Origin of the sequence: Cellulomonas sp. 73-92 (assembly GCF_001898175.1) — a bacterium.
In the GTDB taxonomy this organism is placed as follows: domain Bacteria; phylum Actinomycetota; class Actinomycetes; order Actinomycetales; family Cellulomonadaceae; genus Cellulomonas.
Genome location: NZ_MKTH01000013.1, coordinates 231,795 through 253,048 on the forward strand (window position 1 = coordinate 231,795; position 21,254 = coordinate 253,048).

The following is a 21,254-nucleotide window of genomic DNA, read 5'->3' on the forward strand; positions in this document are numbered from 1 at the left end:
CGTAGAGGCCGAAGACGACGAGCGGCACGAGGGCGACGATCCCGAGGATGCCGACCTGGAACGTCGCGTGCGTGATGCCGTAGACCTGCAGGCCGACCGCGACGACCGTCAGCTGCGCCCCGATGTTGGACACGGCCAGGCCCGACCACAGCCGCCGGAACGCCGGGCTGACCCGCAGCGGTTCGGTGTCGACGAGCAGGGAGGGCACGCCCGGGAGCCTACGGTCGGCCGCGCCGTGGGCGTGCGGACGGACCGGCCGGTGGGCCCGACGCGCGGGCCGGCGAGCGGGAGTGTTCAGGCATGCGAATCTCCGCGGTGGCGTGACCAGGGCAAACGCGTCTGTCACCATGGAAGGCGATGCTTACCTCACCTCCCCCCGCGGCGCGCCCGGCCCCTACGTCCGCTCAGGTGCGGCGGTGGCGCCGCAACCTGGCCGACGAGCGGGCCGAGGCCGCCGTCTACCGCGACCTCGCGTCGCGCCGCACGGGCGAGGAGCGCGAGATCCTGCTGGCGCTGGCCGACGCCGAGAGGAGGCACGAGGCCCACTGGCTCGAGCTGCTCGGCGACCAGGTGGGCCCGCCCCGGCCGGGCGACCGGCGCAGCCGGGTGCTGGGTCTGCTCGCCCGTCGGTTCGGCTCGGTGTTCACGCTCGCGCTCGCGCAGCGCGCCGAGTCCCGCTCGTCGTACGCCCTCGACGAAGACGCCACCGCCCGGATGGCGGCCGACGAGCGCATCCACGAGGAGGTCGTCCGCGGCCTGGCGCGGCGCGGTCGCAACCGCATCTCCGGCCGGTTCCGCGCCGGGGTGTTCGGCGCCAACGACGGCCTCGTCAGCAACCTGGCCCTGGTGCTCGGCATCGGTGCCTCGGGCGTGCCGACGCACACCGTGCTGCTGTCCGGGCTCGCCGGGCTGCTGGCGGGGGCCATGTCGATGGGCGCCGGCGAGTACGTGTCCGTGCGCTCGCAGCGCGAGCTGCTGGAGGCCGGACGCCCCGACCCGCGAGCCGGCTCCGTGCTGCCCGACCTCGACGTCGACGCCAACGAGCTCGCACTCGTCTACCGAGCCCGTGGGCTCGACGCGGAGGCGGCCCAGGCGCGCGCCGACACGGTCCTGTCCTCGCTCGAGCGGTACCAGGCCGCGCACGCGGTGGGGCCCTCGCTGCTGCGCAGCTCGACGCCGCTGCCGGGCGAGGCCGCACCCGAGGCGGCGGCTCCGGCCGACGAGCACGAGGCGATCGGCACGGCCTGGGGTGCCGCCTGGACCAGCTTCTGCTTCTTCGGCTCGGGTGCGCTGATCCCGGTGCTGCCCTACCTGCTCGGCGCCACCGGGTGGACGGCCGTGGCGTGGGCGGCCGGGCTCGTCGGCCTCGCGCTGGTCGGCACCGGCGCCGTGGTCGGCGTCCTCTCGGGCGCCTCACCCGCGCGGCGGGCGCTGCGCCAGCTGGCGATCGGTTACGGCGCCGCCGCCGTGACCTATGGCCTCGGCCTGCTGTTCCAGACGACCGTCGGCTGAGGTCGCGCCGAGGGCGACCGGGCACTCAGGGCGTTCGGCACAGGTCGCGTCGCGGACGGCGACGCACCGCGGAGCGCGGCCTGCCACCCGGGAGGGATGCGCCGGGAGGCGTCAGCGGGACGCCGACGCCGCGATGAGGGTGGCCCCCCACGCGCGGGCGCGGTCCAGCTCCCCTGCCAGCAGCTCCGGCTGCGTGCCCTTGACGTAGAAGTCCTTGGCGGGCACCACGAGCCGCCCGCCGAGCTTGCGCAGCCGCTGCGCGATCGCGCGCGCCGCCGACCCCGACAGGGGGCTGTCGAGCTTGGTGCAGAACGCCGCGACGGGCAGCCCCGCAGGAACCGTCAGCGCCGCCAGCCACTCGCGGACGCCGGTCTGCGAGATGGTCCGGCCGTACTTGCCGGCGTCCCGGCGCGTGCCCGGCCGCGTCATGGAGAACGCGTGGGTCGGGCCGCCGACCACCAGCAGCGCGACGTCGTCCGGCAGCCCCGCCGCGAGCTCGCCCACCTCGACGAGGCGGACGTCGCCACCGCCGCCGCACCCGTCGGCGACCGCCTGCGCCACGTCACGCGTGCGGCCGTACATCGTCTCGTAGACGACGAGCGTGGTCATGGCCCTCAGAATCCTCTGACCAGGACGGCCGTGCCAAGACCCGGTCGGGTCACGCCCATGCCTCGGGACCCGCGGTCACCGGCGCGCCGGTGCGGGCCGACTCCTCGATCGCCAGCCCGACGAGGTGGTCCTGGCAGCCGTCGGCGAGGGGGTAGGGCGCGGGTCCCTCGCCGCGCACCCAGGCGGCGCACCGCGCCAGCAGGGTGGCGACCGCGACGTCGTCGTCCGCCAGGCGCGCGCCCTCGAACGGGTTGCGCCACAGCACCCGTCCGTCGAGCGAGATGTGCTGCGTGTCCCAGCCGTCGAGGTTCTGCTCGATGCCGGTCTGCCAGCGGTGGAACGTCGAGCTCGTGACCGTGCGCTCGTCCACCCAGCGCGTCACGGTGTCGTCGACGAGCTCGCCGTGCGTGCCCCGGACGACGATCCGGTTGGTCCGCAGCGGGTTGTGCCACTGGTTGTCCGTGAAGTCGTAGAGCGCGCTCCGACCGTCGCCGAAGTCGAGCGTCGCGAGGATCGTCGAGCGGTCGATCGGCTCGGCCCGGCCGGTCCAGCCGTCGCGGGTCATGGGGTCGACGAGCGGCGCGGTGAACCGCGACGACCGCACGACGACCGGGCCGCGGCCCACCCCGAGCAGCCGCCGGACCAGCCCGACCGCGTGGTACAGGTGGGTCGAGGAGACCTGGACGCTCGTCGGACGCCCGATCAGCCCGGACTCCACCGCGGCGATCCGGGCCTGGTGGACGGGCATCGCGGGGGAGTGCTCGGCGACCTGCACCAGGCCCGACGAGCCGACGGCCGCCCACAGCGCGCGCAGGCCGTCGGCGTCGGGCGCCGGCGGCGTCTCCGCCAGCACCGGCAGCCCGAGGCCGACGAGCTCGGTGACGGCGTGCGGCGTGACCGGCCAGGGCGTGCCGGTGACGACCATCTCGGGCGCCAGCGGCGGCAGCTCGGCGACGGTGCGGACGGTCGGCACGCCCCACTGCCGCTCGACCCAGGTGCCGCGCTCCGCCTCGCGCGTGACGACCCCGGCGCACGTGAAGCGCTCCGGCAGCAGCCGGGCCATCCGGACGAAGAACTCGGAGCGCCAGCCGGAGCCGACGACGGCGAATCGGAACGGGGACATCGCACCTCCCGGGCATGGCCCGCCCTCCACGGGCGGGCGCCGCTGCGCAGGGTAGCGTGCAGGATCTCCCCAGGTCCCCCACCTGCGCGATTGCCGGTCACACAGGTTCGTCGCGTACCGTCGTCGCGTCGGCCGACGCGCCGGCACAACCCCCGTGAACCCTGGGAGGACCAGCGTGCGCCGCTCGACGACCGTCCGAGGTGGCATCGCTGCTGCCGTGATCCTGGTGCTCGGGCTCGGCGGCCTGGCCGCCTGCTCGGGCGGTGGCAGCACGCCGCCGGTGCCCTCGGGCAGCGCCACCTCGTCCGCCGCACCCTCGGCGACCCCGACCGTCGACACCGCGGCCGACGAGGCCGCGCTCAAGGCCGTCACCGTCACCGGGGCGGCCGGCGCGAAGCCCACCCTCGCGCTGCCCTCCAAGCCGTTCACCGTCACCTCGCAGGTCGCGCGCACCATCGACCAGGGCACCGGCGACGCGGTCGCGCAGGGCGACCTCGTCACGCTGCACGTCCTCGAGGTCTCGGGCGCCGACGGCAGCGAGCGCGGGGACACGTGGTCGGGCGGCTCGCCGGTCGTCACGACCGTGGACTCCTCGTCGTTCTTCGCCGAGCTGTACCAGCAGCTCGTCGCGGCCCACGTCGGCTCGCGGATCCTGCTCGCCGCCCCGACGCAGGACAGCTCCGGCAACCCGCTGACCGTGGTGGACCTGCTCGAGGTCAGCAAGACCCAGGCGGTCCCGACGCGCGCCACCGGCACGGCGGTCGCCCCCGCCGCCGGCCTGCCGACCGTCACGCTGGACGCGAACGGCAAGCCGTCCCTGACCGCCGCGACGGGCGCCGCCCCGACCAGCCTCGTGGTCCAGCCCCTCATCCAGGGCACCGGGGCCAAGGTGGCCAGCGGCCAGACCGTCGTCGTCAACTACGCCGGCTACCTCTGGGACGGCACCAAGTTCGACTCGTCGTGGGACCGCGGCGCCACGTTCCCCGTCCAGAACATCGGGCAGGCCCAGGTGATCGACGGCTGGAACCAGGGCCTCGTCGGGCAGACCGTCGGCTCGCAGGTGCTGCTCGTCGTGCCGCCCAGCCTCGGCTACGGCGCCAACGCCCAGGGCAGCATCCCGGCGAACTCGACGCTCGTCTTCGTCGTCGACATCCTCGCCGCCGCCTGACGCCCGGTTGACACCGGCCGGGCCCGGCCCGGCACCGCGACGGTCCCCCGCGCGCGGCGGCCTCCCCTCACCGGGACACCGCCGGCGGCGCGAGGGACCGTTGTCCTGTCGTGCTCGGCCCGCTGTGGCTAGCCTGGCCAGACGGAACTCCCTGAGGAGACGACATGGACCAGGCAACGAAGCCCAGAGTCCGCACCGTGGCGCTGCTCGGCGCCAGCGGTGCCGGCAAGACCACGCTCGCCGAGGCGCTGCTCCATCGCGCCGGCGTGCTGACCCGGCCCGGGAAGGTCGAGGACGGCACCACCGTCTCCGACCACGAGCCCGAGGAGATCGCGCGGCACATCTCCCTGTCGCTGGCCGCGGCGCCGTTCACCTGGGAGGCGGACGACGGCCACACCTACGACCTCACGCTGCTGGACGCGCCCGGCTTCCTCGACTTCGCCTCGTCCGTCGACGCCGCGGTGGCCGCGGCCGACGTCGCGCTCGTCGTCGTGTCGGCCGTCGAGGGCGTGCAGGCCGGCACCCACCTCGCCTGGAAGGCCGCCGCCGACCTCGGCGTCCCGCGGATGTTCGTCATCACCAAGGAGGACAAGCCGCGCGCCGACTTCCACCGCGTGCTCGACGAGCTGCGGGAGGCGTTCGGCGAGGGGCTCGTCCCGCTCGAGCTGCCCACCGGCGAGGAGTCCGCGTTCGAGGGCATCGCCGACGTCCTCGCCGAGGAGGCCTACGCGTACGACCCGGACGGCCGCCACCACAGCCAGCCGGTGCCGCAGCAGCTCACCGAGGAGGAGCACCGGCTGCACGACGAGGTGACCGAGGAGATCGTCTCGCACGACGACGAGCAGCTCGAGGCCTACCTCGGCGGCGAGGTGCCGTCGATCGCCGAGCTGGAGAAGACGCTCGCGGCGGAGGTCCGCAACGGCGAGGCGTTCCCCGTGCTCATCGCCTCCGGCCTCACGGGAGTCGGGATCGACCGGCTGGCCGACCTCGTGTGCGAGCTCTCGCCCGTCCCGACCGAGTCCGTCGCCACCGTGTACGCGGGCGACACCGCGATCGAGGTCGCGCCCGACCCGGCGGGGCCCGTGCTGGTGCACGCGTTCCGGACCGTCGCCGACCCGTTCGTCGGCCAGGTCACGCTGTTCCGCGTGCTGTCCGGCACCATCCACGCCGGCGACAAGCTCGTGAACACGACCACCGGCACCGAGGAGCGGCTCCCCGGGCTGTTCCGGATGCGCGGCAAGGAGCACCTACCGGTCGACGAAGCCGTCGCGGGTGAGGTCGCCGCCGCGCCGAAGCTCGCCAACACGCCGTCGGGCTCCCTGCTCGCCGGCAAGGGTGCGCCCGGTGGGACGTCGCTGCGGGCCAGGCCCGGCAAGGCGAGGCAGCCGGTGTACGGCCTGGCGCTCGAGCCGGTCACGCAGTCGGACGACGACCGGCTGTCCGGGGCGCTCGCGCGGCTCGTGGCGGAGGACCCGACGCTCGAGGTCGACCGCGTCGCCGACAAGACGGTGCTGCGGGGCCTGGGCGACACCCACCTCGCGGTGGCCCTCGAGCGGCTGGCCCGCGTCTTCTCCGTGCACGTCACCACCTCCCCCGTGCCCGTCGGCTACCTCGAGACGATCGCCGGCACCGCGGAGGCCGAGGGCAAGGTCAAGAAGCAGTCCGGCGGCCACGGCCAGTACGCCGTGGTGAACATGAAGGTGTCGCCCCTGCCGCACGGCGCCGGGTACGAGTTCGTCGACTCCGTCGTCGGCGGCTCGATCCCCCGCAACTACATGGCGGCCGTGCAGAAGGGCATCCAGGAGGGCATGGCGCAGGGCGGTCCGCACGGGCACCCGATCGTCGACATCCGGGTCGAGGTCTACGACGGCAAGTCGCACCCCGTCGACTCGTCGGACATGGCGTTCCGCACCGCCGCCGCCCTCGGGGTGAAGGAGGCGCTCGTCGCCGCCGGCTCCGTGGTGCTGGAGCCGGTGTCGCGGATCTCCGTCACCGTGCCGACGTCCGTGCAGGGCGACGTCATGGGCGACCTGTCGACGCGCCGCGGTCGCATCGCCGACACGGAGTCGCTCGAGGGCGGCAACGTGCGGATCGAGGCGCTCGTGCCGGAGTCGGAGCTCGCGCGCTACGTCCTCGACCTGCGGTCGATCACGGGCGGCCGCGCCGAGCTGACCATGGAGCCCGACCACTACGACATCCTGCCGAGCCACCTCGTGCCGGCCTGATCGTCGTCCGACCGCGAAGGGGCGTCCCGCCGGTGCGGGGCGCCCCTTCGTCGTCCCGGGGCGGCGGGGCAGGATGGTGCCCGTGGCCCGGTACGTCGAGGTGCACCCCACCAGCCCGCAGCCGCACGCGATCGCCCAGGTGGCGGAGCTGCTGCGGCGGGGGGCGGTGATCGCCTACCCGACGGACTCGATGTACGCGCTCGGGACGCGCATCGACGACCTCGACGGCGCCGAGCGCATCCGGCGGATCCGCCACCTCGACGCCGCCCACCACCTCACCCTCGTGTGCGCCGACTTCGCGCAGCTCGGGCAGCTCGTCATCCTGTCCAACAACGCGTTCCGGGCCATCAAGGCGGCGACGCCGGGGCCGTACACGTTCATCCTCCCGGCGACCTCCGAGGTACCGCGGCGGCTGGCCCACCCGCGCAAGCGCAGCGTCGGCGTGCGGATCCCCGACAACGCGGTCGCCCAGGCGCTGCTGCGCGAGCTCGGCGAGCCGCTGCTGTCGTCGTCCCTGCTCATGCCCGGCGCCGAGTGGCCCCTCACCGAGGGCTGGCAGATCAAGGAGGAGCTGGACGACGAGCTCGACGCGATCCTCGACGGCGGCGACTGCGGCATGGAGCCGTCGACGGTCGTCGACTGGACGAGCGGCGAGCCGGAGGTCGTGCGCGTCGGGGCGGGCGACCCGGACCGGTTCGCGTGAGCGCACGGCGGTACGTCGCGGTCGTCGGGCCCTCGTCGTCCACGGCGGAGCAGGACGAGACCGCCGAGCGGCTCGGCGGCGAGCTCGCCCGCCGGGGCCACGTCGTCGTGTGCGGCGGTGGCGGGGGCGTCATGGCGGCGGTCTCGCGTGGCTCGGCGGGGGCCGGCGGGCTCGTCGTCGGGCTGCTGCCGGGCCTCGACCGGACCGAGGGGAACCCGCACCTCACCGTGGCGATCCCGACCGGGCTCGGGGAGCTGCGCAACTGGCTCGTCGTGCGCGCGGCGGACGTGGTCGTCGCGGTCGGCGGCTCGTGGGGGACGCTGAGCGAGGTGGCGCTGGCCGTGCGCACGGGCGTCCCCGTCGTCGCGCTCGGTTTCTGGAACCTGCCCGACGAGGCCGCGGCCGGCGGCCCCGCCATCCGCCAGGCGCCGGACCTGGACGCGGCCCTGGCCGCCGTCGACCGGGTGCTCGCGGACGCCTGACCCGACGCTGCCCGGGCACACCCGCGCGGCGGGGGTGACGCTGGCCGCGAGGCCGGCTGCCGGCCCGCCCCCGACACCGTCGTGCGCCCGCGGCTACCAGGACGGCGCCAGCACCGCCCGGCCCACGGCAGCCAGCCCGTCGACGCGCCGCAGGCGCGGGTCCGCGCGGAGGTCGGGCGGCAGACCGACCGTCGGGTCGACGGCATACGTCAGCGCCCCCGCGCGCAGGGCGGCGCGCACACCCGCCGGCAGGTCCTCGACCGCGGCGCAGCGCCGGGGGTCGACGCGCAGCTCGTCGGCCGCGAGCAGGTACGCGTCCGGCTCCGGCTTGGGCCGGGACGGGCCGTCCCCGGTCACGACGGCACCGAACACGCCCTCCGGAAGCTGCGCGACGACGCCGTCGACGATCGACGCGTGCGTCGCCGTGACGAGCGCGCACGGCACGCCCACGCGTCGCAGCGCGACGAGCAGCGTCTGGGCACCGGGGCGCCAGGGCAGGCCGCGCCGCAGCACGGCGGCCACGCCGGCGTGCAGGCGCTCGGCGACCTCGTCGGACGGCAGCGGGACGCCGCGGCGCGCGATCTCGGCGCACAGCGCCGGCACGGACCAGCCGAGCACCGCGTCGTCGTCGTCGGGCAGCCAGACCCCGCCGTGGCCCCGGACCATCGCGCCGACGACTCCCGCCCAGATGGTCCCGGTGTCGAACAGGGGCCCGTCCATGTCGAAGAGGACGGCGTCGGGCCGCGGGTCGTCGGGCACGGGCTCCCACGGCTCGAGGCCACGGGCCACCGGCGTCGGCCGCCTCAACAGGTCGGTCACGGTTCCCCCTCGGCCCACCGCCCGGGCGCCGCACGGACCTTCGGCGCCTTGTGTCGCCACCCGGCGTCGGCCAGGGGGCCCTTCGTCATCTCCGGCGCTCGGCCTCGGCCGGACGCCCGTCGTCGCCTCCGAGCCCGGCGTCGGCGCGCGGCCTTCGTCCTCTGCCCGCCCGGCGTCTGCCGGACGGCTTTCATCGTCTCCGGCAGCCACTCGGACGGCCAGACGACGGACCGAGATTTCACCGGCACGTAACCCCCGGCCGGAGTCCGTCACACGGGAGAGCGCGCCCGTAACGTGCGGCTAACCCGCGGCGCGGTGGCCGATGTCAGTGGGCCGCCGGACGATGTCATGGAGCCCATCCCGACGAAGGAGCACACGATGGCCACCACGCTCAACCCCTACCTCAGCTTCGGCCACGAGGCCCGCGAGGCCATGGAGTTCTACCGGTCCGTCTTCGGCGGCCAGCTCGACATCACGCCGTTCGGCGCCTTCGAGACGCCGAGCGTCCCGGGGGACGCCGACGGCGTGATGCACTCGCAGCTGGTGACGGCGTCCGGCATGACGCTCATGGCGAGCGACACCCCGCCGGGCATGGAGCGCCGCGAGGGCTCGGCGATCAGCCTGTCCCTGTCCGGCGGCCCGGACGACGAGGCGACGCTCCGCGGCTACTGGGACGGCCTGGCCGCGGGCGGCGCCGTCAGCGTGCCGCTCGACACGGCGCCGTGGGGCGACACCTTCGGCATGCTCACCGACCGCTTCGGCGTCGGCTGGATGGTGAGCATCGGGGCGCGGCAGGGCTGACGCCCGTCGGGGGCCCCCTCGCGGCGGACGTACGCTCGCGAGGTGGCCCTCCTCTTCGAACCCCTCACCCTGCGCGGCACCACCATCCGCAACCGTGTCTGGCTCCCCCCGATGTGCCAGTACTCGGCGGTCGACGGCGTCCCGAACGACTGGCACCTGGTCCACCTCGGCGCACGGGCGGTCGGCGGGTTCGGGCTGGTGATCGCCGAGGCCACCTCGGTGGTCCCGGAGGGTCGCATCACGCCGCAGGACGCCGGGCTCTGGAACGACGAGCAGGCCCAGGCCTGGGCGCGCATCGTCGACGTGGTGCACGCCCGCGGGGCGCTCGTCGGCGTGCAGCTGCAGCACGCCGGGCGGAAGGCGTCGACGTTCCGGCCGTTCCACGAGGGCAACGGCTCCGTGCCCGCTGAGCAGGGCGGCTGGACCACGGTGGCGCCGTCCGCCGTCTCGTTCCCGGGACTCGCCACGCCGGTCGCACTGTCCGACGACGAGGTGGCGGCCATCCCGCACGCCTTCGCCGCCGCCGCCCGGCGCGCGCTCGACGCCGGCTTCGACACCGTCGAGCTGCACGCCGCGCACGGCTACCTGCTGCACCAGTTCCTGTCACCGCTGTCGAACGTGCGCACCGACCGCTGGGGCGGCAGCCCCGAGAACCGCGCGCGGCTCCTCGTCGAGACGACCGACGCCGTGCGGGCCGTGTGGCCAGACGACAAGCCGCTGCTCGTCCGGCTCTCCGCGACCGACTGGACCGAGGGTGGCCTCACGGTCGACGACGTGGCGGCGGTGGCGGCGGTGCTCCGCGGACACGGGGTGGACCTCGTCGACGTCTCGACGGGCGGGAACCTGCCGGTGCCGGTGCCCGCCGCCCCCGGCTACCAGGTCCCCGCCGCCCGGCGCGTCCGCGAGGTGTCGGGCCTGCCGGTGTCGGCGGTCGGGCTCATCACCAGCGGCGCCCAGGCGGAGGCGATCCTCGCCGAGGGCTCGGCGGACGCCGTCCTCGTCGGCCGCGCCGCGCTGTTCGATCCCTCCTGGCCGCTGCGTGCGGCCCACGAGCTCGGGGTCGCGACCCCGGCGCTGGCCTTCGTCGGGGCGGACGCACGGGTGCGGCCCGGCGAGTCCACGGGCTGGCCGGTGCAGTACGAACGCGGCTCCTGGAACTGATGCGGCCGACGCAGCGCGCCGGGTCTCCTCCCGGCCGGGCGGAGCAGGCGCACATCGCCCCTTCGTGGCGTGCGAGGCCTGTGGCAGGTAGGTGGGTGCGGCAGTGCCCCGGACCCCGTCGGCCGCCCGCCCGCACCGCCGGCGACCTATCCTCGTCGTCGGCCCGTGAACCGCACCCGGCCCGGGCGGACGACGACGAAGGACGCACATGAGCACCGGGATCCTCGTGATGATCGACCGGCCGACCCTCGGTCAGACCGGCCCCGGCGAGCCCTTCCGGGTCCTCCCGGCCGACGAGACGGCCCTGCGCGCCACCGTGCTGGCCGCGACCCGCGGCGACGGCATCTTCGAGACGGCGGCGATCCGGGACGGCAAGGTCCAGGCGGCCGGTGCCCACCTGGCGCGCTTCGCCCGCTCTGCCGCGATGCTCGACCTCCCCGAGCCCGACCCGGACGTCTACACCAGGGCGATCGAGCGTGGCATCGCCATGCTCGAGGACGCCTCCGACGCCGCGGTGAAGTACGTGCTGACCAGGGGCGACGAGGAGGACCCGACCGTCGGCCCCATCGGCTGGGCGCACGTCCACGTGTCCGAGGACTTCACCGCCGCTCGGCGCGACGGCCTCGCGGTGGTGCTGCTGAACCGCGGGTACGCGCTCGACGTCACGGAGACCGCGCCGTGGCTGCTCCAGGGCGCCAAGACCCTCAGCTACGCCGTCAACCGGGCCGCGCTGCGCGAGGCCGCCCGGCGCGGCGCGGACGACGTCCTCTTCACGACGACCGACGGCTACGTTCTCGAGGGCCCGACGAGCTCGCTCGTCGCCCGCTTCGGCAGCACACTCGTCACCACCCCGGCCGAGGCCGGCGTGCTCCCCGGCACGACGCAGCAGGGGATGTTCGCCTATGCCGAGGGCATCGGCCTGTCCACGCAGCTCCGCGACATCCGGGTCGACGAGCTCGCGGCGGCGGACGCGCTGTGGCTGACCAGCTCGGTCCGGCTTGCCGTCCCGATCACCGCGGTCGACGGCGTGCCGCATCGCGTCGACGACGCCCTCACGGCCGCCGTCAACGCGTACCTCGTCGCGCGGACCGACTGACGTTTTCCCCCACCGAGGTCGTTGCTTGGCGGAATCGTGAAGGTATCGTTGGCCTCGCAGGGGGCTTGACGAGGGAGTGGCTCGTGGACGACGACGGTGTCTCCTGGGGCGACGAGCCCGTGCCTGCCCGCCACCGGCGGGGCTGGGTGCTGGCGAGCGTCGCCGCTCTCGTCGTCCTCCTCTCCGGTGCCGGCACGCAGGCCCACGGCGCCACCGGGCCGTCGACCCTGCGCACCATGGCCCTGCGTCCCGCGTACCACGACCAGTACGTCAGCCCGAGCGAGATCGCCCTGCTGCAGGCGCACGGCCTGGCCACCGCCCCGGCGGTCACCCGGGAGCTCGTCTGCCAGGGCGTCGAGGCGTACTTCGACACGACCGCCGAGCGGGACGCCTACATGGCGGGCTACGCCGCGCGCTACCCGGTCGAGCCGCCGTACCTCGCCGGGGACCCCTGCCTGCCGTTCCGCAGCGCCCCGCAGTACGTCCAGGGGAACTGATCAGGCGCCGACGTCGTGCAGGTGGTGCAGCACGTCGTGCAGCAGGTACACCCCCAGCGTGCGCACCGTGAACACCGAGCCGTTGGACCGTCGGCCGGGGCGCTCCCACGCGTCGTCGGGCACCGCGTCGTAGTCGGCCGCGATCGTAGTCGCGGCCGACGCCAGCTCGTCGGAGACGACGGCGGGGTCCTGCAGGTCGTAGCGGTCGGCGACGGCGGTGGCGTCCTGGTCCCAGTTGGCGAACAGCGGGTCTTCCTCGTCGAGCATGAGCCGCAGCCGCTCGTCGAACAGCCGGAACACGTCGCGGACGTGCGCGCCGTACTCCAGCGGTGACCACACCGCGGGCGCGGGGCGCTGCGCCACGTCCGGCCGGGCCAGGGCGCTCGCCCAGCGCGGCACGGTCGCCCGCACGGTGGCGCCGACCGCCGACGCGTCCACGCCGGACGGGTCGAAGCCGCACTCCGGGCACGGGCGCCGCAGCACCCACGTCCAGTCCTTGTCGTCGGGCTCGATCGGCGCCGGCGTCTCGCTCACAGGGTGGTCCCCCTCTGGATCAGCTCGTCCTCGGACACCGGGAAGCCGCCGTCGTCGACCACGACCCCTCCCGCCGCGCCGAGCACGGCGCGCGCCGCGCGCGCGACGATCGGCGACACCCGCGTGCGGGCGATGACGTGCGTGCGCGACGGCTGCTCCACGGTGAGCTCGGCCGGGTCCGGCGGCACCCACGCCACCGTGTACGTCCAAGGCCCGTAGTCGCCCCACTGGAGCCCTGCCACGGCCACCGGCACCGCGTTCCGCCCCTGCGCCGTCACCGTGAGGGCGCCGTCGAACTCAAAGCGGGACGTCACCGCGTAGCCGCCGTCGGGCAGCGGTTCCACCTGCCCGAGCCGCGAGCCGGCGAGCAGCGGCCGCACCGTCGCGACGAGGTCGGCGGACGCCATGACCGTGCCGGTCCACAGCGTCAGGTCGACCGGGGCACCGGCGTCGGGGACGATCACCTGCCGGCGGTCGGCGGAGATGACGGCGCCACCGCTGCGCCGGGCGGCCGCGGTCATCCAGCCGAGCACCAACGGGTCCGATACCTGCCGGTCGAGCGCGTAGAGGTCGAGGGCACGGTCGGGAAGGCCCTGGCCCCGTGCCTGCCGCGTGGACCACGGCCACGGCCCGACGAGGCCCGCGTGCGACGTGAGCCGCAGGCGACCGGGCCGCGGGCGCGCCTCCTGCGCGGAGCGGAACCGACGCTCCGGAGGGGCCGCGAAGGTGACGGGCTCGGCCGCCAGGGGGAAGGAGTCCCAGGTGGCGCCGACGAACCATGCCACGGCGAGCACCCGCACGTCGGTGCCGGACGGCAGCGCCAGGACGTGGCAATCGTCCAGGTCAGTCGGCAGGACCGGGGCGGGCACGTGCTCCACCGTACACACGAGCGCCGAATCCGGTCCGTGGGTCCCGGTCACGGTTACCTGACACGGTGTGGAAGCATGTCAGCATGCCAAAGATCATCGGCGGATCGCTGCGCGAGCATCGCGAGCAGACGCGCCGCCGGCTCTTCGACGCCCTCTCGGCACTCATGGCGGACCACGGGTTCGACACGATCACCCTCGCGGACATCGCCACCACCGCCGGGGTCGGGCGCACCGCCGTGTACAACCACTTCGAGGACAAGGAGGCGCTCCTCGTCGCGTTCATCGCCGACGAGACCGACCGCTACGCGGCGCTGCTGCAGCGGCGCCTCGACGAGATCGACGACCCGGTCGAGAAGCTGCGGCACTACGTGCGGGCGCAGGTGCGGCTCGGGCACGACCAGCAGTTCCCCGGCGCCGACCTGCGGACCATGGTGTCCCGCCAGACCGCGGCCCGGTTGCGCGAGCACGTCGTCGCCTTCGAGTCCGTGCTGCGCAGCGTGCTCAGCCGCGGCATCGAGGCCGGGCTGTTCCCCGACCAGGACCTCGACACGACCGTCCCGCTGGTCAACGCGTGCCTGTCCGCGCACGGCCCGGCCGGCGACTCCGCGGCCCGCGAGCGCATCGTCCGGCAGACCGAGCAGTTCGTGCTCCGCGCGGTCGGCGCCGTCGCCGCCGAGTCGGCCTGAGCCCGTGGCTCGTCCCCACCGCCCCGGGCACGACGACGCGTCCGGGCGCCCTGGCCGGCCGGCACGGCCGCCGCGGGACGGCCGCCTCGACGGTTCGACGCCACCTCGTCGGTCCGCACCGACGAATCGGCGGGGAGCCGACGAGCCGGGCGATGGAGGCGCGGGCGGCCGACGACGAGCCGGCGCCCCGAGCGAGCAGGAGAAGGGCGGCCGACGAGCGGACGGGCGAGCCGACCGGCCCCGCGAGCGAGACGCCAGCGGCCGACGAGCCGGCGGTGCCACGGGCCCCGGTGCCGGCCAGGGCGGGGCGGCGGGCAGGGGCGGTGCCGAGCGCCGACCGAGCCAGGCCGCCGGGCGGCCTGCCGGGCGCACCGGCACGGCCGGCGTGTCGCGCGGCACCACCGTCGAGGTCACGTTCCTGCCCGGCCTCGGCGACGTCGTCGCCGACGAGATCGTCGAGCGCCTCTCCTTCGAGCGGCCGCCTCGCCCGGCCCCCGGCCGGGACGACGCCCTCCGCGTGGACGTCGACGGCCCGCTCGCGGAGGTCCTCGGGCTGCGGACGGCCGTCGCCGCCTTCGTCGTGCGCCACTTCGACGTGCCCCGGCCGCGCTCCCTGACCAGCGGCGACCACCTGGCACGCATCGTCGACGCGATGTACGCGTCGCTGCGGGTCGGCGGCTCGGCGTCCTTCCGCTTCGAGGCCGCCGGCTCGGACTCCGCCGTGTTCGCGCGGCTGGCGCAGCTGCTCCACGAGGCGACCGGCCTGGCCTACGACCCGGAGCACGGCGAGCTCGTCGTGCGCGTCGCTCGCGGGCACACCTCCCGGCCCGACGCCGACCCCGGCTGGGACGTGCTCGTGCGGCTCGGCGCGCGGCCGCTGTCGGCCCGGCGGTGGCGCGAGGTCGACTTCCCCGGCGCCGCCAACGCGACGATCGCCGCGGCGATGAGCCGGCTGGCGGGGATCGGCCCGCACGAGCGCGTGCTCAACCTCATGTGCGGCTCGGGCACGCTCCTCGTCGAGCGCCTGCTCGCGGGCCCGGCGGCGGCCGCGGTCGGGGTGGACGACGACCCCGCGGCGCTCGAGTCGGCGGCCGTCAACCTGCGTGCGGCGGACCTGCGGGTCGCGGCGCTGCCGGTGCTCGCCGACCCGGCCGCCGGCCCGGCCGGGAATGAGGGCGGCCGAGTCTCGCCGCTGGGCGCCGGGCCGGCCCACGGCGACCGCGCCGGAGTGGCGACGCGCGGCGCCGGCCCGGCCGGTGCCGACCGGCAGGCGACCCCTTCCCGCACCGGCCCCCCGACCGTCGCATCGCACGGCGCCTCCGCGGCCGGGCCGGCGATGGTTCGCCTGGTCCAGGCCGACGCCACCTCGTCGTCCGCCCTGACCGCCGCGTTGGACGACGAGCCGTTCGACCTGGTTCTGGCCGACCCGCCCTGGGGCGCGTTGCACGGTTCGCACGCGACGGGCGCCGCCGTCCATGCCGGCCTGCTCGCCGCGGCGCACGCCGTCACGGCCCCCGGCGGGCGGCTCGCCGTGCTGACCCACGAGGTACGGATCATGGAACGCGCGGTCGCCGACGCCGCCGCCCTCTGGACCCCCCTCGGCCCACCGGTGCGCGTCTTCGCCAAGGGTCACCACCCCCGCATCTGGGTGCTACGCCGAGCCTGACCGACGGCCGAGCGACGCCCGCGAGCGCCCGGGTGATTCCCGGCGGTTCAGGTCCGGGCGGTGCCGCGCTGCGGTTGGATGAGCCGGGCACGAGCGTGCACCAGCGAGGAGACGCGCATGGACGAGCAGCCCGCCTGGACCCCCGGCGAGGTGCCGGAGCCGGTCACTCCCGCGGGGCCGCCCTGGAACCAGCCGCCGGCACCCGGCGCGGGCGCGTCGCACGCCGACCCGGGTTCGTCGTACGCCGCGCCCCCCGGCGACGGAGGCTCCGCGGACCCCGGCCACGCGGGCCTACCGCAGCCGGCCTACCCAGGAGCTCCGCGGCAGGGCTACCCGGGCCAGCCGGCCGGGTACCCGGCGTCGTCGTACCCGCCGCCTGCGGCCGCCTCGCCGTACGGCGCTCCGGTGCCGTCGGCTGCCTACGGCGGTCCCGCGCCCTTTGGCCAAGCGCCCTACGGCACGACGAGCCCGACGGGATATCCGCCGGTAGCCCCAGGATTCGGCGGCGCGCCGTCGGCCTACCCCGGTCCGATCATCACGGGACCGGGCTACCCGCCGCCCGGTCAGCCCTACGGCAGCTCGCCCTACGCCACATACGCGCCGTACAACCCCAGCACGGACGGCTTCGCCATCGCGGCGCTCGTCTTCGGCATCCTCGGCGGCTGGCTGTCGCTCGTCTTCGGGCCCATCGCCCTCAGCCGGATCAAGAAGTCCGGTGCTCGCGGCCGAGGCATGGCGCTCGCGGGGATCTGGCTCGGCGCGGCGTGGATCGTCGGCGGGATCCTCCTCGCCATCGCCATCCCGGTGTTCCTCAACCAGCGGCACCAGGCGCTGCACGACGAGTGCGCCAACGGGAACATGTCCGCGTGCGACACCCTCTACAACACCACCCGCGACGGGTCCGCGGAGCACGCCTTCGGCGACACGTGCGGCGGCCGCACGCAGGGCGGGTACGAGTGCACGTCGATCGGCGCGGTCTCCTACGGGGACAACACGCACCTCGACCGGCTGTGGGACGCTTGCGCCGCCGGCGACGGCGCGTCCTGCGACGAGCTCTACACATCCGCGCCGCCCGGCTCCGACTACGCGGAGTACGGCATGACCTGCGGCGGGCGCACCGACGGCAGCGCCGAGTGCGTCGTCCTGCTCGGCCAGAACTCCTCGACCTGATCGGGACGTGCGGAGACCCCCACAGTCCGCTCGGTAGGACGAGACCGAGGTCGCTCGTGAGGCCGCCGCGCCTTGCGCGCGTCCCCGCGCGCCAGGTCGGCCTCGGCCCGCCTCGGTCCCGTCACCGGGCGGAGGATGCTCCGACGAGCCGGGGCCGTCATGGACCTCGTGCGAGGCGCCATAACCTGTCGTCCATGGCCACCACCTCGACTCCGCTGCCTCGCGTCCGCGCGTCCGAGCTCGTCGGGCGCGGGTGGCTGAACACCGGCGGGGCGTCGGTGAGCCTCGCCGACCTGCGGGGCAAGGTCGTCGTGCTCGACTTCTGGACGTTCTGCTGCATCAACTGCCTGCACGTGCTCGACGAGCTACGGGAGCTCGAGGCGCGGTTCGCGGACGTGCTCGTCGTCGTGGGCGTGCACTCGCCGAAGTTCGTCCACGAGGCGGACCCCGACGCGCTCGCGGCGGCCGTGGAGCGCTACGAGGTGCACCACCCCGTGCTCGACGACCCCACGCTCCTCACCTGGCAGGCGTATGCGGCGCGGGCCTGGCCGACGCTCGTCGTCATCGACCCGGAGGGCTACGTCGTCGCGCACCTGGCCGGGGAGGGTCACGGCCCGGCGCTGGCCGCGCTCGTCGAGGTGCAGGTCGACGAGCACGATGCGAAGGGCACGCTGCGCCGGGGCGACGGACCCTACGTGGCGCCGGAGCCGACGCCCAGGACGCTCCGCTTCCCCGCGAAGGCGGTGGCACTGCCGAACGGCCGCCTCCTCGTCGCCGACGCCGGGCACCACTCGCTCGCCGAGCTCGAGCCGGACGGGCAGACGCTCGTCCGGCGCATCGGCTCCGGCGAGCGCGGCTGGGTCGACGGGGGGCCCGACGAGGCCCGGTTCGCCGAGCCGAACGGCCTCTGCCTCGTCCCGTCGGAGCTGTCGCCCTGGGTGGACTACGACGTCGTGGTCGCGGACACGGCCAACCACCTGCTGCGCGGCGTCCGGCTCGCGGACGGCGCGGTGGTCACGCTGGCCGGCACGGGCGAGCAGTACGTCGTCGGCGGTCCCGACAACGTGATCCGGCTCGAGGACGACCACCGGGCCGGCAACGGGCTCGACGATGGCGATGTGGCCGGCGATCGGCCCGACGAGGCCGGCGTCGAGCCGGGGCCTTCGCCCGTCGTCGACCTCGACCCTGACGCGCTGGCATCCAAGGCCGCGTTCTCCTCCGCGCTCCGCGTCTCCTCGACGCCGCACGTCCCCGCGGCCGTGCTGCCCGCACCGCGGCGGGCGCGGTTGTCGTCGCCGTGGGACGTCGTGTGGTTCGAGCCGTGGGCGGCGTTCGTCGTCGCGATGGCGGGAAACCACACGCTCTGGGCGTTCGACCCCAAGGAGGGGTCGATCCAGCGCGTCGCCGGGACCATGAACGAGGGCCTCGTCGACGGGCCGGCCGGCGAGGCGTGGTTCGCGCAGCCGTCCGGCCTGGCGGTGGACGACGAGGCCCGCTTGTGGGTCGCGGACTCAGAGACCTCCGCGTTGCGCCTGGTCACGGGGTCGCTGGGAGCGGCGCAGGTCGACACGGTGATCGGCGCGGGGCTGTTCGACTTCGGCCACCGCGACGGCGCGGCCGACGAGGCCCGGCTGCAGCACCCGCTCGGCGTGGCCATCGACCACGACGGCTCCGTGCTCGTCGCCGACACCTACAACGGCGCCGTCCGCCGCTGGACCCCGGAACGGGGAACATCCGGCTCACCCAGCGGTCCAGATGTTCCCCGGTCTGAGCGGGTCGGCTCGCCCGAGGCGACCCTGCCCATCGCGGCGCGGGTGGACTTCCAGGCACCCGGCGACTGGAAGTCCGCCCAGGCCGCTCGAGGCGGCGAAACCACCACGGTGGCGGCCGACGCGGCCCTGGGCACCGGAGACCGGGTGGAACTCCAGGCGTCCGACGACTGCAAGTCCACCCAACCCGGTGCCGACGGCCGCCCGACGACCGACGTTGGCGCTGCGACGACGGCCGGCGGCACCGTCTCCACGGTGGCGGAGGGGCTCGCGGAGCCGTCGGGCCTCGTCGTGACGGCGGACGGGGTGCTCGTCGTCGAGTCGGCGGCGCACCGGATCACCCGGCTGGCCTCGTCGGGCGCCATCGCGGTGGACCACGGCGCGCACCGGACCCAGCGGCCGGTCACGGAGCTGGCACCGGGGGACCTCGAGCTCGTCGTGCCCTTCACGCCGGCTCCGGGCCACAAGGTCGACGACCGCTACGGCCCCTCGACACAGCTGTCGATCTCGTCGTCCCCGCCGGAGCTGCTGCTCGCCGGCGCCGGCGACGACACCCCGCTGACCAGGACGGTGCGCCTCAACCCCGACGTCGCGGAGGGGGTGCTGCACGTCTCGGCACGGGCCGCCAGCTGCGACGCGGACCCCGCCGTCGAGTACCCGGCCTGCCACCTCGCGCAGCAGGACTGGGGCGTGCCCATCCGGCTCGTCTCCGGGGCCCCGTCGACGCTGACGCTCCCGCTGCTGGGCTCCTGACCCCCCCGGGATCTTCATTTTCCTGAAGAAGTGGGCGCGATTCGCGACCGGTACTTCAGGAAAATGAAGGTGAGGGTGGTCAGGCGGTCACGCACGTGGGGCGGTCGGGCGGTCACGCACGTGGGGCGGTCAGGCGGTCACGCACGTGGGTGGTCAGGCCGACATGGGGGTGGGGGCTCAGGCGGCGCCGAGGACGGCCACCGCCACCAGCGCCTGCAGCGCCGTGGTGACCGCGTCGCCGGTGGCCGCGGTCGACGACGCGCCGACGCCCACCGACCAGGTCCCGTACGCGCCCTCGACGAGCACCGCGTCGCTGCCCAGGTCGGCAGGGCTGCCGCCGCGCGCGACGACCGCGGGCTCGCCCCCGTCCAGCCGCCCGAGCACGGACCACTCCCCGCCGCCGAGCACGTCGGCGGCGCCTGCTGCCACCGCGCACAGGCGCGCCACGACACCCGCCGACGCGCGGCCCAGCGCAGCCGTCCCGTAGACGAGCATCCGCTCGGCCGTCACCGCCGGATCGGCCTGCGGCGGCAGGGACAGCTGGCGCAGCCTCGCCCGCGCCCGCTTCGCCCGGTACTGCGCGGCGTCCGCCCGCCGGAACAGCGTCCGCGCCGGCACGGCGCCCGTGACGGCGGTCGACGCCAGCCCGTAGGAGATCGCCGCCCCGTGCGGCAGCGGGAACTCCGCGACGATCCGGCTGACGACCTCCTGCACGTCCGCGCGGTGGTGCCCCATCGTCACGACGCAGAACTCGTCCCCGCCGATGCGGCCGGCGGTCGAGCCTGGCAGCTCCTCGGTGATGCGGCGCAGCACGTCGCCCACCGAGCGCAGCAGGTCGTCGCCGACGTCGTGGCCCAGCTCGTCGTTCACGCGCTTGAGGCCGTCGACGTCGCACATGACGATGCACGTCTCCTGGCCGCTGGCCAGCGCGTGGTCCGCGGCGGAGTCGGCGATGCGGCGGTTGCCGAGGCCGGTCAGCGGGTCGTCGGCGACGAGGTGGCGCACCTGCCCCTCGAGGTCCACGCGCGCGATGGCGCCCGCGACCAGTCCGGCGAGCACCTCCGCCGCCGCGACGTCCCGCTCGCCGAACGGGCGCCCCTCGGCGCGCCGCGTCGCGGTGACCTGCCCCCAGACGGCGCCGTTGACCACCACGGGGACGCCGAGCGCCGAGGTCCCGCCCACGTCGCGGAGCGTGCCCACCTCCACCGCGTCGGACAGCGGGTCGGTCACGTCGGCCCGCCAGGAGGCGCGGTCGCTGATGAGCGCGCGGAGCGCCGGCCGCTGCTCGGCGCGCAGCGAGCCCTGCGTGAACAGCACCTCGCGCACGTCGCGCGAAGGCGGCGCGGCCGCGATCGTGCGGCAGGTGTCCTGGGCGATCCGGCACAGCGCGGCGCTCGAGGCCCCGAGGATCTCCAGCGCGGACTCGGCGGCGATCACCGCGACGTCGTCGACCTCGCGCGCCATCTCCAGCCGGTGGCCGGCCGCGGCAAGCTCCACGACCCCGGCGACGGGCGCGACGAGCGGGTCCACCACGCGTCCCTCCGTGTCTCGGGCGGACATCCCGGACATCATCCCCGATGACGGCACGGCGCGGTGCGGTCTGCAGCGGTG

At 75.4% G+C, this 21,254-nt stretch carries 20 protein-coding genes (1 of these 20 only partly in view); 13 read left to right on the plus strand and 7 right to left on the minus strand.

Annotated elements, in window-relative coordinates; genetic code table 11:
* Positions 1-208, minus strand: partial view of an MFS transporter gene (locus BGO37_RS07745; protein WP_291753666.1) — the 5' portion only. It extends 1,070 nt beyond the left edge of the window; 208 of the gene's 1,278 nt are visible here — the first part of the coding sequence; its start codon is at positions 206-208; the stop codon falls past the left edge of the window.
* Between the two features lie 149 nt (positions 209-357).
* Between BGO37_RS07745 and BGO37_RS07750 the strand changes: the two genes are divergently transcribed.
* Positions 358-1,512 (plus strand): VIT1/CCC1 family protein, encoded by a 1,155-nt coding sequence (locus tag BGO37_RS07750; RefSeq protein WP_291753668.1) that lies wholly within the window; start codon positions 358-360, stop codon positions 1,510-1,512.
* 111 nt (positions 1,513-1,623) lie between these two features.
* Here BGO37_RS07750 and BGO37_RS07755 read toward each other — a convergent pair whose 3' ends face one another.
* Positions 1,624-2,121: a flavodoxin domain-containing protein gene (locus BGO37_RS07755; protein ID WP_291753670.1), complete on the minus strand. Its 498-nt coding sequence runs from the start codon at positions 2,119-2,121 to the stop codon at positions 1,624-1,626.
* Positions 2,122-2,170: 49 nt separating this feature from the next.
* On the minus strand, positions 2,171-3,244 hold the full coding sequence (locus BGO37_RS07760) for a Gfo/Idh/MocA family oxidoreductase (RefSeq protein ID WP_291753672.1): 1,074 nt from the start codon (positions 3,242-3,244) through the stop codon (positions 2,171-2,173).
* Between the two features lie 175 nt (positions 3,245-3,419).
* Here BGO37_RS07760 and BGO37_RS07765 point away from each other — a divergent pair, with 175 nt between their 5' ends.
* The 4 genes from BGO37_RS07765 to BGO37_RS07780 all read left to right on the plus strand — a co-directional run bounded on the left by BGO37_RS07765 (position 3,420) and on the right by BGO37_RS07780 (position 7,822).
* The gene (locus BGO37_RS07765) at positions 3,420-4,412 is read left to right on the plus strand and encodes an FKBP-type peptidyl-prolyl cis-trans isomerase (protein WP_291753673.1); all 993 of its coding nucleotides are present in this window, start codon (positions 3,420-3,422) and stop codon (positions 4,410-4,412) included.
* Positions 4,413-4,576: 164 nt separating this feature from the next.
* Positions 4,577-6,637, plus strand: coding sequence for an elongation factor G (locus BGO37_RS07770; RefSeq protein WP_291753674.1), 2,061 nt, complete (start codon positions 4,577-4,579; stop codon positions 6,635-6,637).
* Between the two features lie 82 nt (positions 6,638-6,719).
* Positions 6,720-7,340 (plus strand): L-threonylcarbamoyladenylate synthase, encoded by a 621-nt coding sequence (locus tag BGO37_RS07775; protein ID WP_291753676.1) that lies wholly within the window; start codon positions 6,720-6,722, stop codon positions 7,338-7,340.
* Entirely contained in the window at positions 7,337-7,822 is a 486-nt protein-coding gene (locus BGO37_RS07780; RefSeq protein ID WP_291753679.1) for a TIGR00725 family protein, read from the plus strand. The genes BGO37_RS07775 and BGO37_RS07780 overlap by 4 nt, the downstream gene beginning before the upstream one ends.
* Positions 7,823-7,915: 93 nt before the next feature.
* On the opposite strand, the gene BGO37_RS07785 is transcribed toward BGO37_RS07780, so the two are convergent.
* Entirely contained in the window at positions 7,916-8,641 is a 726-nt protein-coding gene (locus tag BGO37_RS07785; RefSeq protein WP_291753680.1) for an HAD family phosphatase, read from the minus strand.
* A gap of 378 nt (positions 8,642-9,019) precedes the next feature.
* Here BGO37_RS07785 and BGO37_RS07790 point away from each other — a divergent pair, with 378 nt between their 5' ends.
* From BGO37_RS07790 to BGO37_RS07805, 4 genes are all read left to right on the plus strand, one after another.
* Positions 9,020-9,442, plus strand: coding sequence for a VOC family protein (locus tag BGO37_RS07790; RefSeq protein ID WP_291753681.1), 423 nt, complete (start codon positions 9,020-9,022; stop codon positions 9,440-9,442).
* Between the two features lie 42 nt (positions 9,443-9,484).
* Entirely contained in the window at positions 9,485-10,603 is a 1,119-nt protein-coding gene (locus tag BGO37_RS07795) for an NADH:flavin oxidoreductase/NADH oxidase (protein ID WP_291753683.1), read from the plus strand.
* A gap of 208 nt (positions 10,604-10,811) precedes the next feature.
* Entirely contained in the window at positions 10,812-11,699 is an 888-nt protein-coding gene (locus BGO37_RS07800; protein ID WP_291753684.1) for an aminotransferase class IV, read from the plus strand.
* An 83-nt stretch (positions 11,700-11,782) separates the two neighbouring features.
* Complete coding sequence (locus tag BGO37_RS07805; protein ID WP_291753686.1) at positions 11,783-12,196, plus strand: hypothetical protein; 414 nt, start codon at positions 11,783-11,785, stop codon at positions 12,194-12,196.
* Here the strand turns inward: BGO37_RS07805 and BGO37_RS07810 are convergent, their stop codons facing one another.
* Both BGO37_RS07810 and BGO37_RS07815 read right to left on the minus strand, forming a co-directional pair.
* On the minus strand, positions 12,197-12,730 hold the full coding sequence (locus BGO37_RS07810; protein WP_291753688.1) for a DinB family protein: 534 nt from the start codon (positions 12,728-12,730) through the stop codon (positions 12,197-12,199).
* Positions 12,727-13,599, minus strand: coding sequence for a hypothetical protein (locus BGO37_RS07815; protein WP_291753690.1), 873 nt, complete (start codon positions 13,597-13,599; stop codon positions 12,727-12,729). Before BGO37_RS07815 ends, BGO37_RS07810 begins: the two co-directional genes overlap by 4 nt.
* An 83-nt stretch (positions 13,600-13,682) precedes the next feature.
* Between BGO37_RS07815 and BGO37_RS07820 the strand changes: the two genes are divergently transcribed.
* From BGO37_RS07820 to BGO37_RS07835, 4 genes are all read left to right on the plus strand, one after another.
* Positions 13,683-14,285, plus strand: coding sequence for a TetR/AcrR family transcriptional regulator (locus BGO37_RS07820; RefSeq protein WP_291753691.1), 603 nt, complete (start codon positions 13,683-13,685; stop codon positions 14,283-14,285).
* 385 nt (positions 14,286-14,670) lie between these two features.
* Entirely contained in the window at positions 14,671-15,951 is a 1,281-nt protein-coding gene (locus tag BGO37_RS07825) for an RNA methyltransferase (protein WP_291753694.1), read from the plus strand.
* 117 nt (positions 15,952-16,068) lie between these two features.
* Positions 16,069-17,121 carry a DUF4190 domain-containing protein gene (locus BGO37_RS07830; RefSeq protein WP_291753695.1) on the plus strand — a complete coding sequence of 351 codons (1,053 nt, stop codon included), beginning with the start codon at positions 16,069-16,071 and terminating at the stop codon, positions 17,119-17,121.
* Positions 17,122-17,315: 194 nt separating this feature from the next.
* Positions 17,316-19,643, plus strand: coding sequence for a redoxin domain-containing protein (locus BGO37_RS07835; protein WP_291753698.1), 2,328 nt, complete (start codon positions 17,316-17,318; stop codon positions 19,641-19,643).
* A gap of 177 nt (positions 19,644-19,820) precedes the next feature.
* Here BGO37_RS07835 and BGO37_RS07840 read toward each other — a convergent pair whose 3' ends face one another.
* Positions 19,821-21,203 carry a diguanylate cyclase gene (locus BGO37_RS07840; protein WP_291753699.1) on the minus strand — a complete coding sequence of 461 codons (1,383 nt, stop codon included), beginning with the start codon at positions 21,201-21,203 and terminating at the stop codon, positions 19,821-19,823.
* Positions 21,204-21,254 lie beyond the last annotated feature (51 nt).

What these genes read in the sequence shown, in the direction of transcription:
- BGO37_RS07820 (WP_291753691.1), top strand. Translation starts at nt 13,683, where the DNA reads ATGCCAAAGATCATCGGCGGATCGCTGCGCGAGCATCGCGAGCAGACG.
- BGO37_RS07835 (WP_291753698.1), top strand. Translation starts at nt 17,316, where the DNA reads ATGGCCACCACCTCGACTCCGCTGCCTCGCGTCCGCGCGTCCGAGCTC.
- BGO37_RS07760 (WP_291753672.1), bottom strand. Translation starts at nt 3,244, where the DNA reads ATGTCCCCGTTCCGATTCGCCGTCGTCGGCTCCGGCTGGCGCTCCGAG.
- BGO37_RS07770 (WP_291753674.1), top strand. Translation starts at nt 4,577, where the DNA reads ATGGACCAGGCAACGAAGCCCAGAGTCCGCACCGTGGCGCTGCTCGGC.
- BGO37_RS07800 (WP_291753684.1), top strand. Translation starts at nt 10,812, where the DNA reads ATGAGCACCGGGATCCTCGTGATGATCGACCGGCCGACCCTCGGTCAG.
- BGO37_RS07840 (WP_291753699.1), bottom strand. Translation starts at nt 21,203, where the DNA reads ATGTCCGCCCGAGACACGGAGGGACGCGTGGTGGACCCGCTCGTCGCG.
- BGO37_RS07750 (WP_291753668.1), top strand. Translation starts at nt 358, where the DNA reads ATGCTTACCTCACCTCCCCCCGCGGCGCGCCCGGCCCCTACGTCCGCT.
- BGO37_RS07790 (WP_291753681.1), top strand. Translation starts at nt 9,020, where the DNA reads ATGGCCACCACGCTCAACCCCTACCTCAGCTTCGGCCACGAGGCCCGC.
- BGO37_RS07830 (WP_291753695.1), top strand. Translation starts at nt 16,069, where the DNA reads ATGGACGAGCAGCCCGCCTGGACCCCCGGCGAGGTGCCGGAGCCGGTC.
- BGO37_RS07755 (WP_291753670.1), bottom strand. Translation starts at nt 2,121, where the DNA reads ATGACCACGCTCGTCGTCTACGAGACGATGTACGGCCGCACGCGTGAC.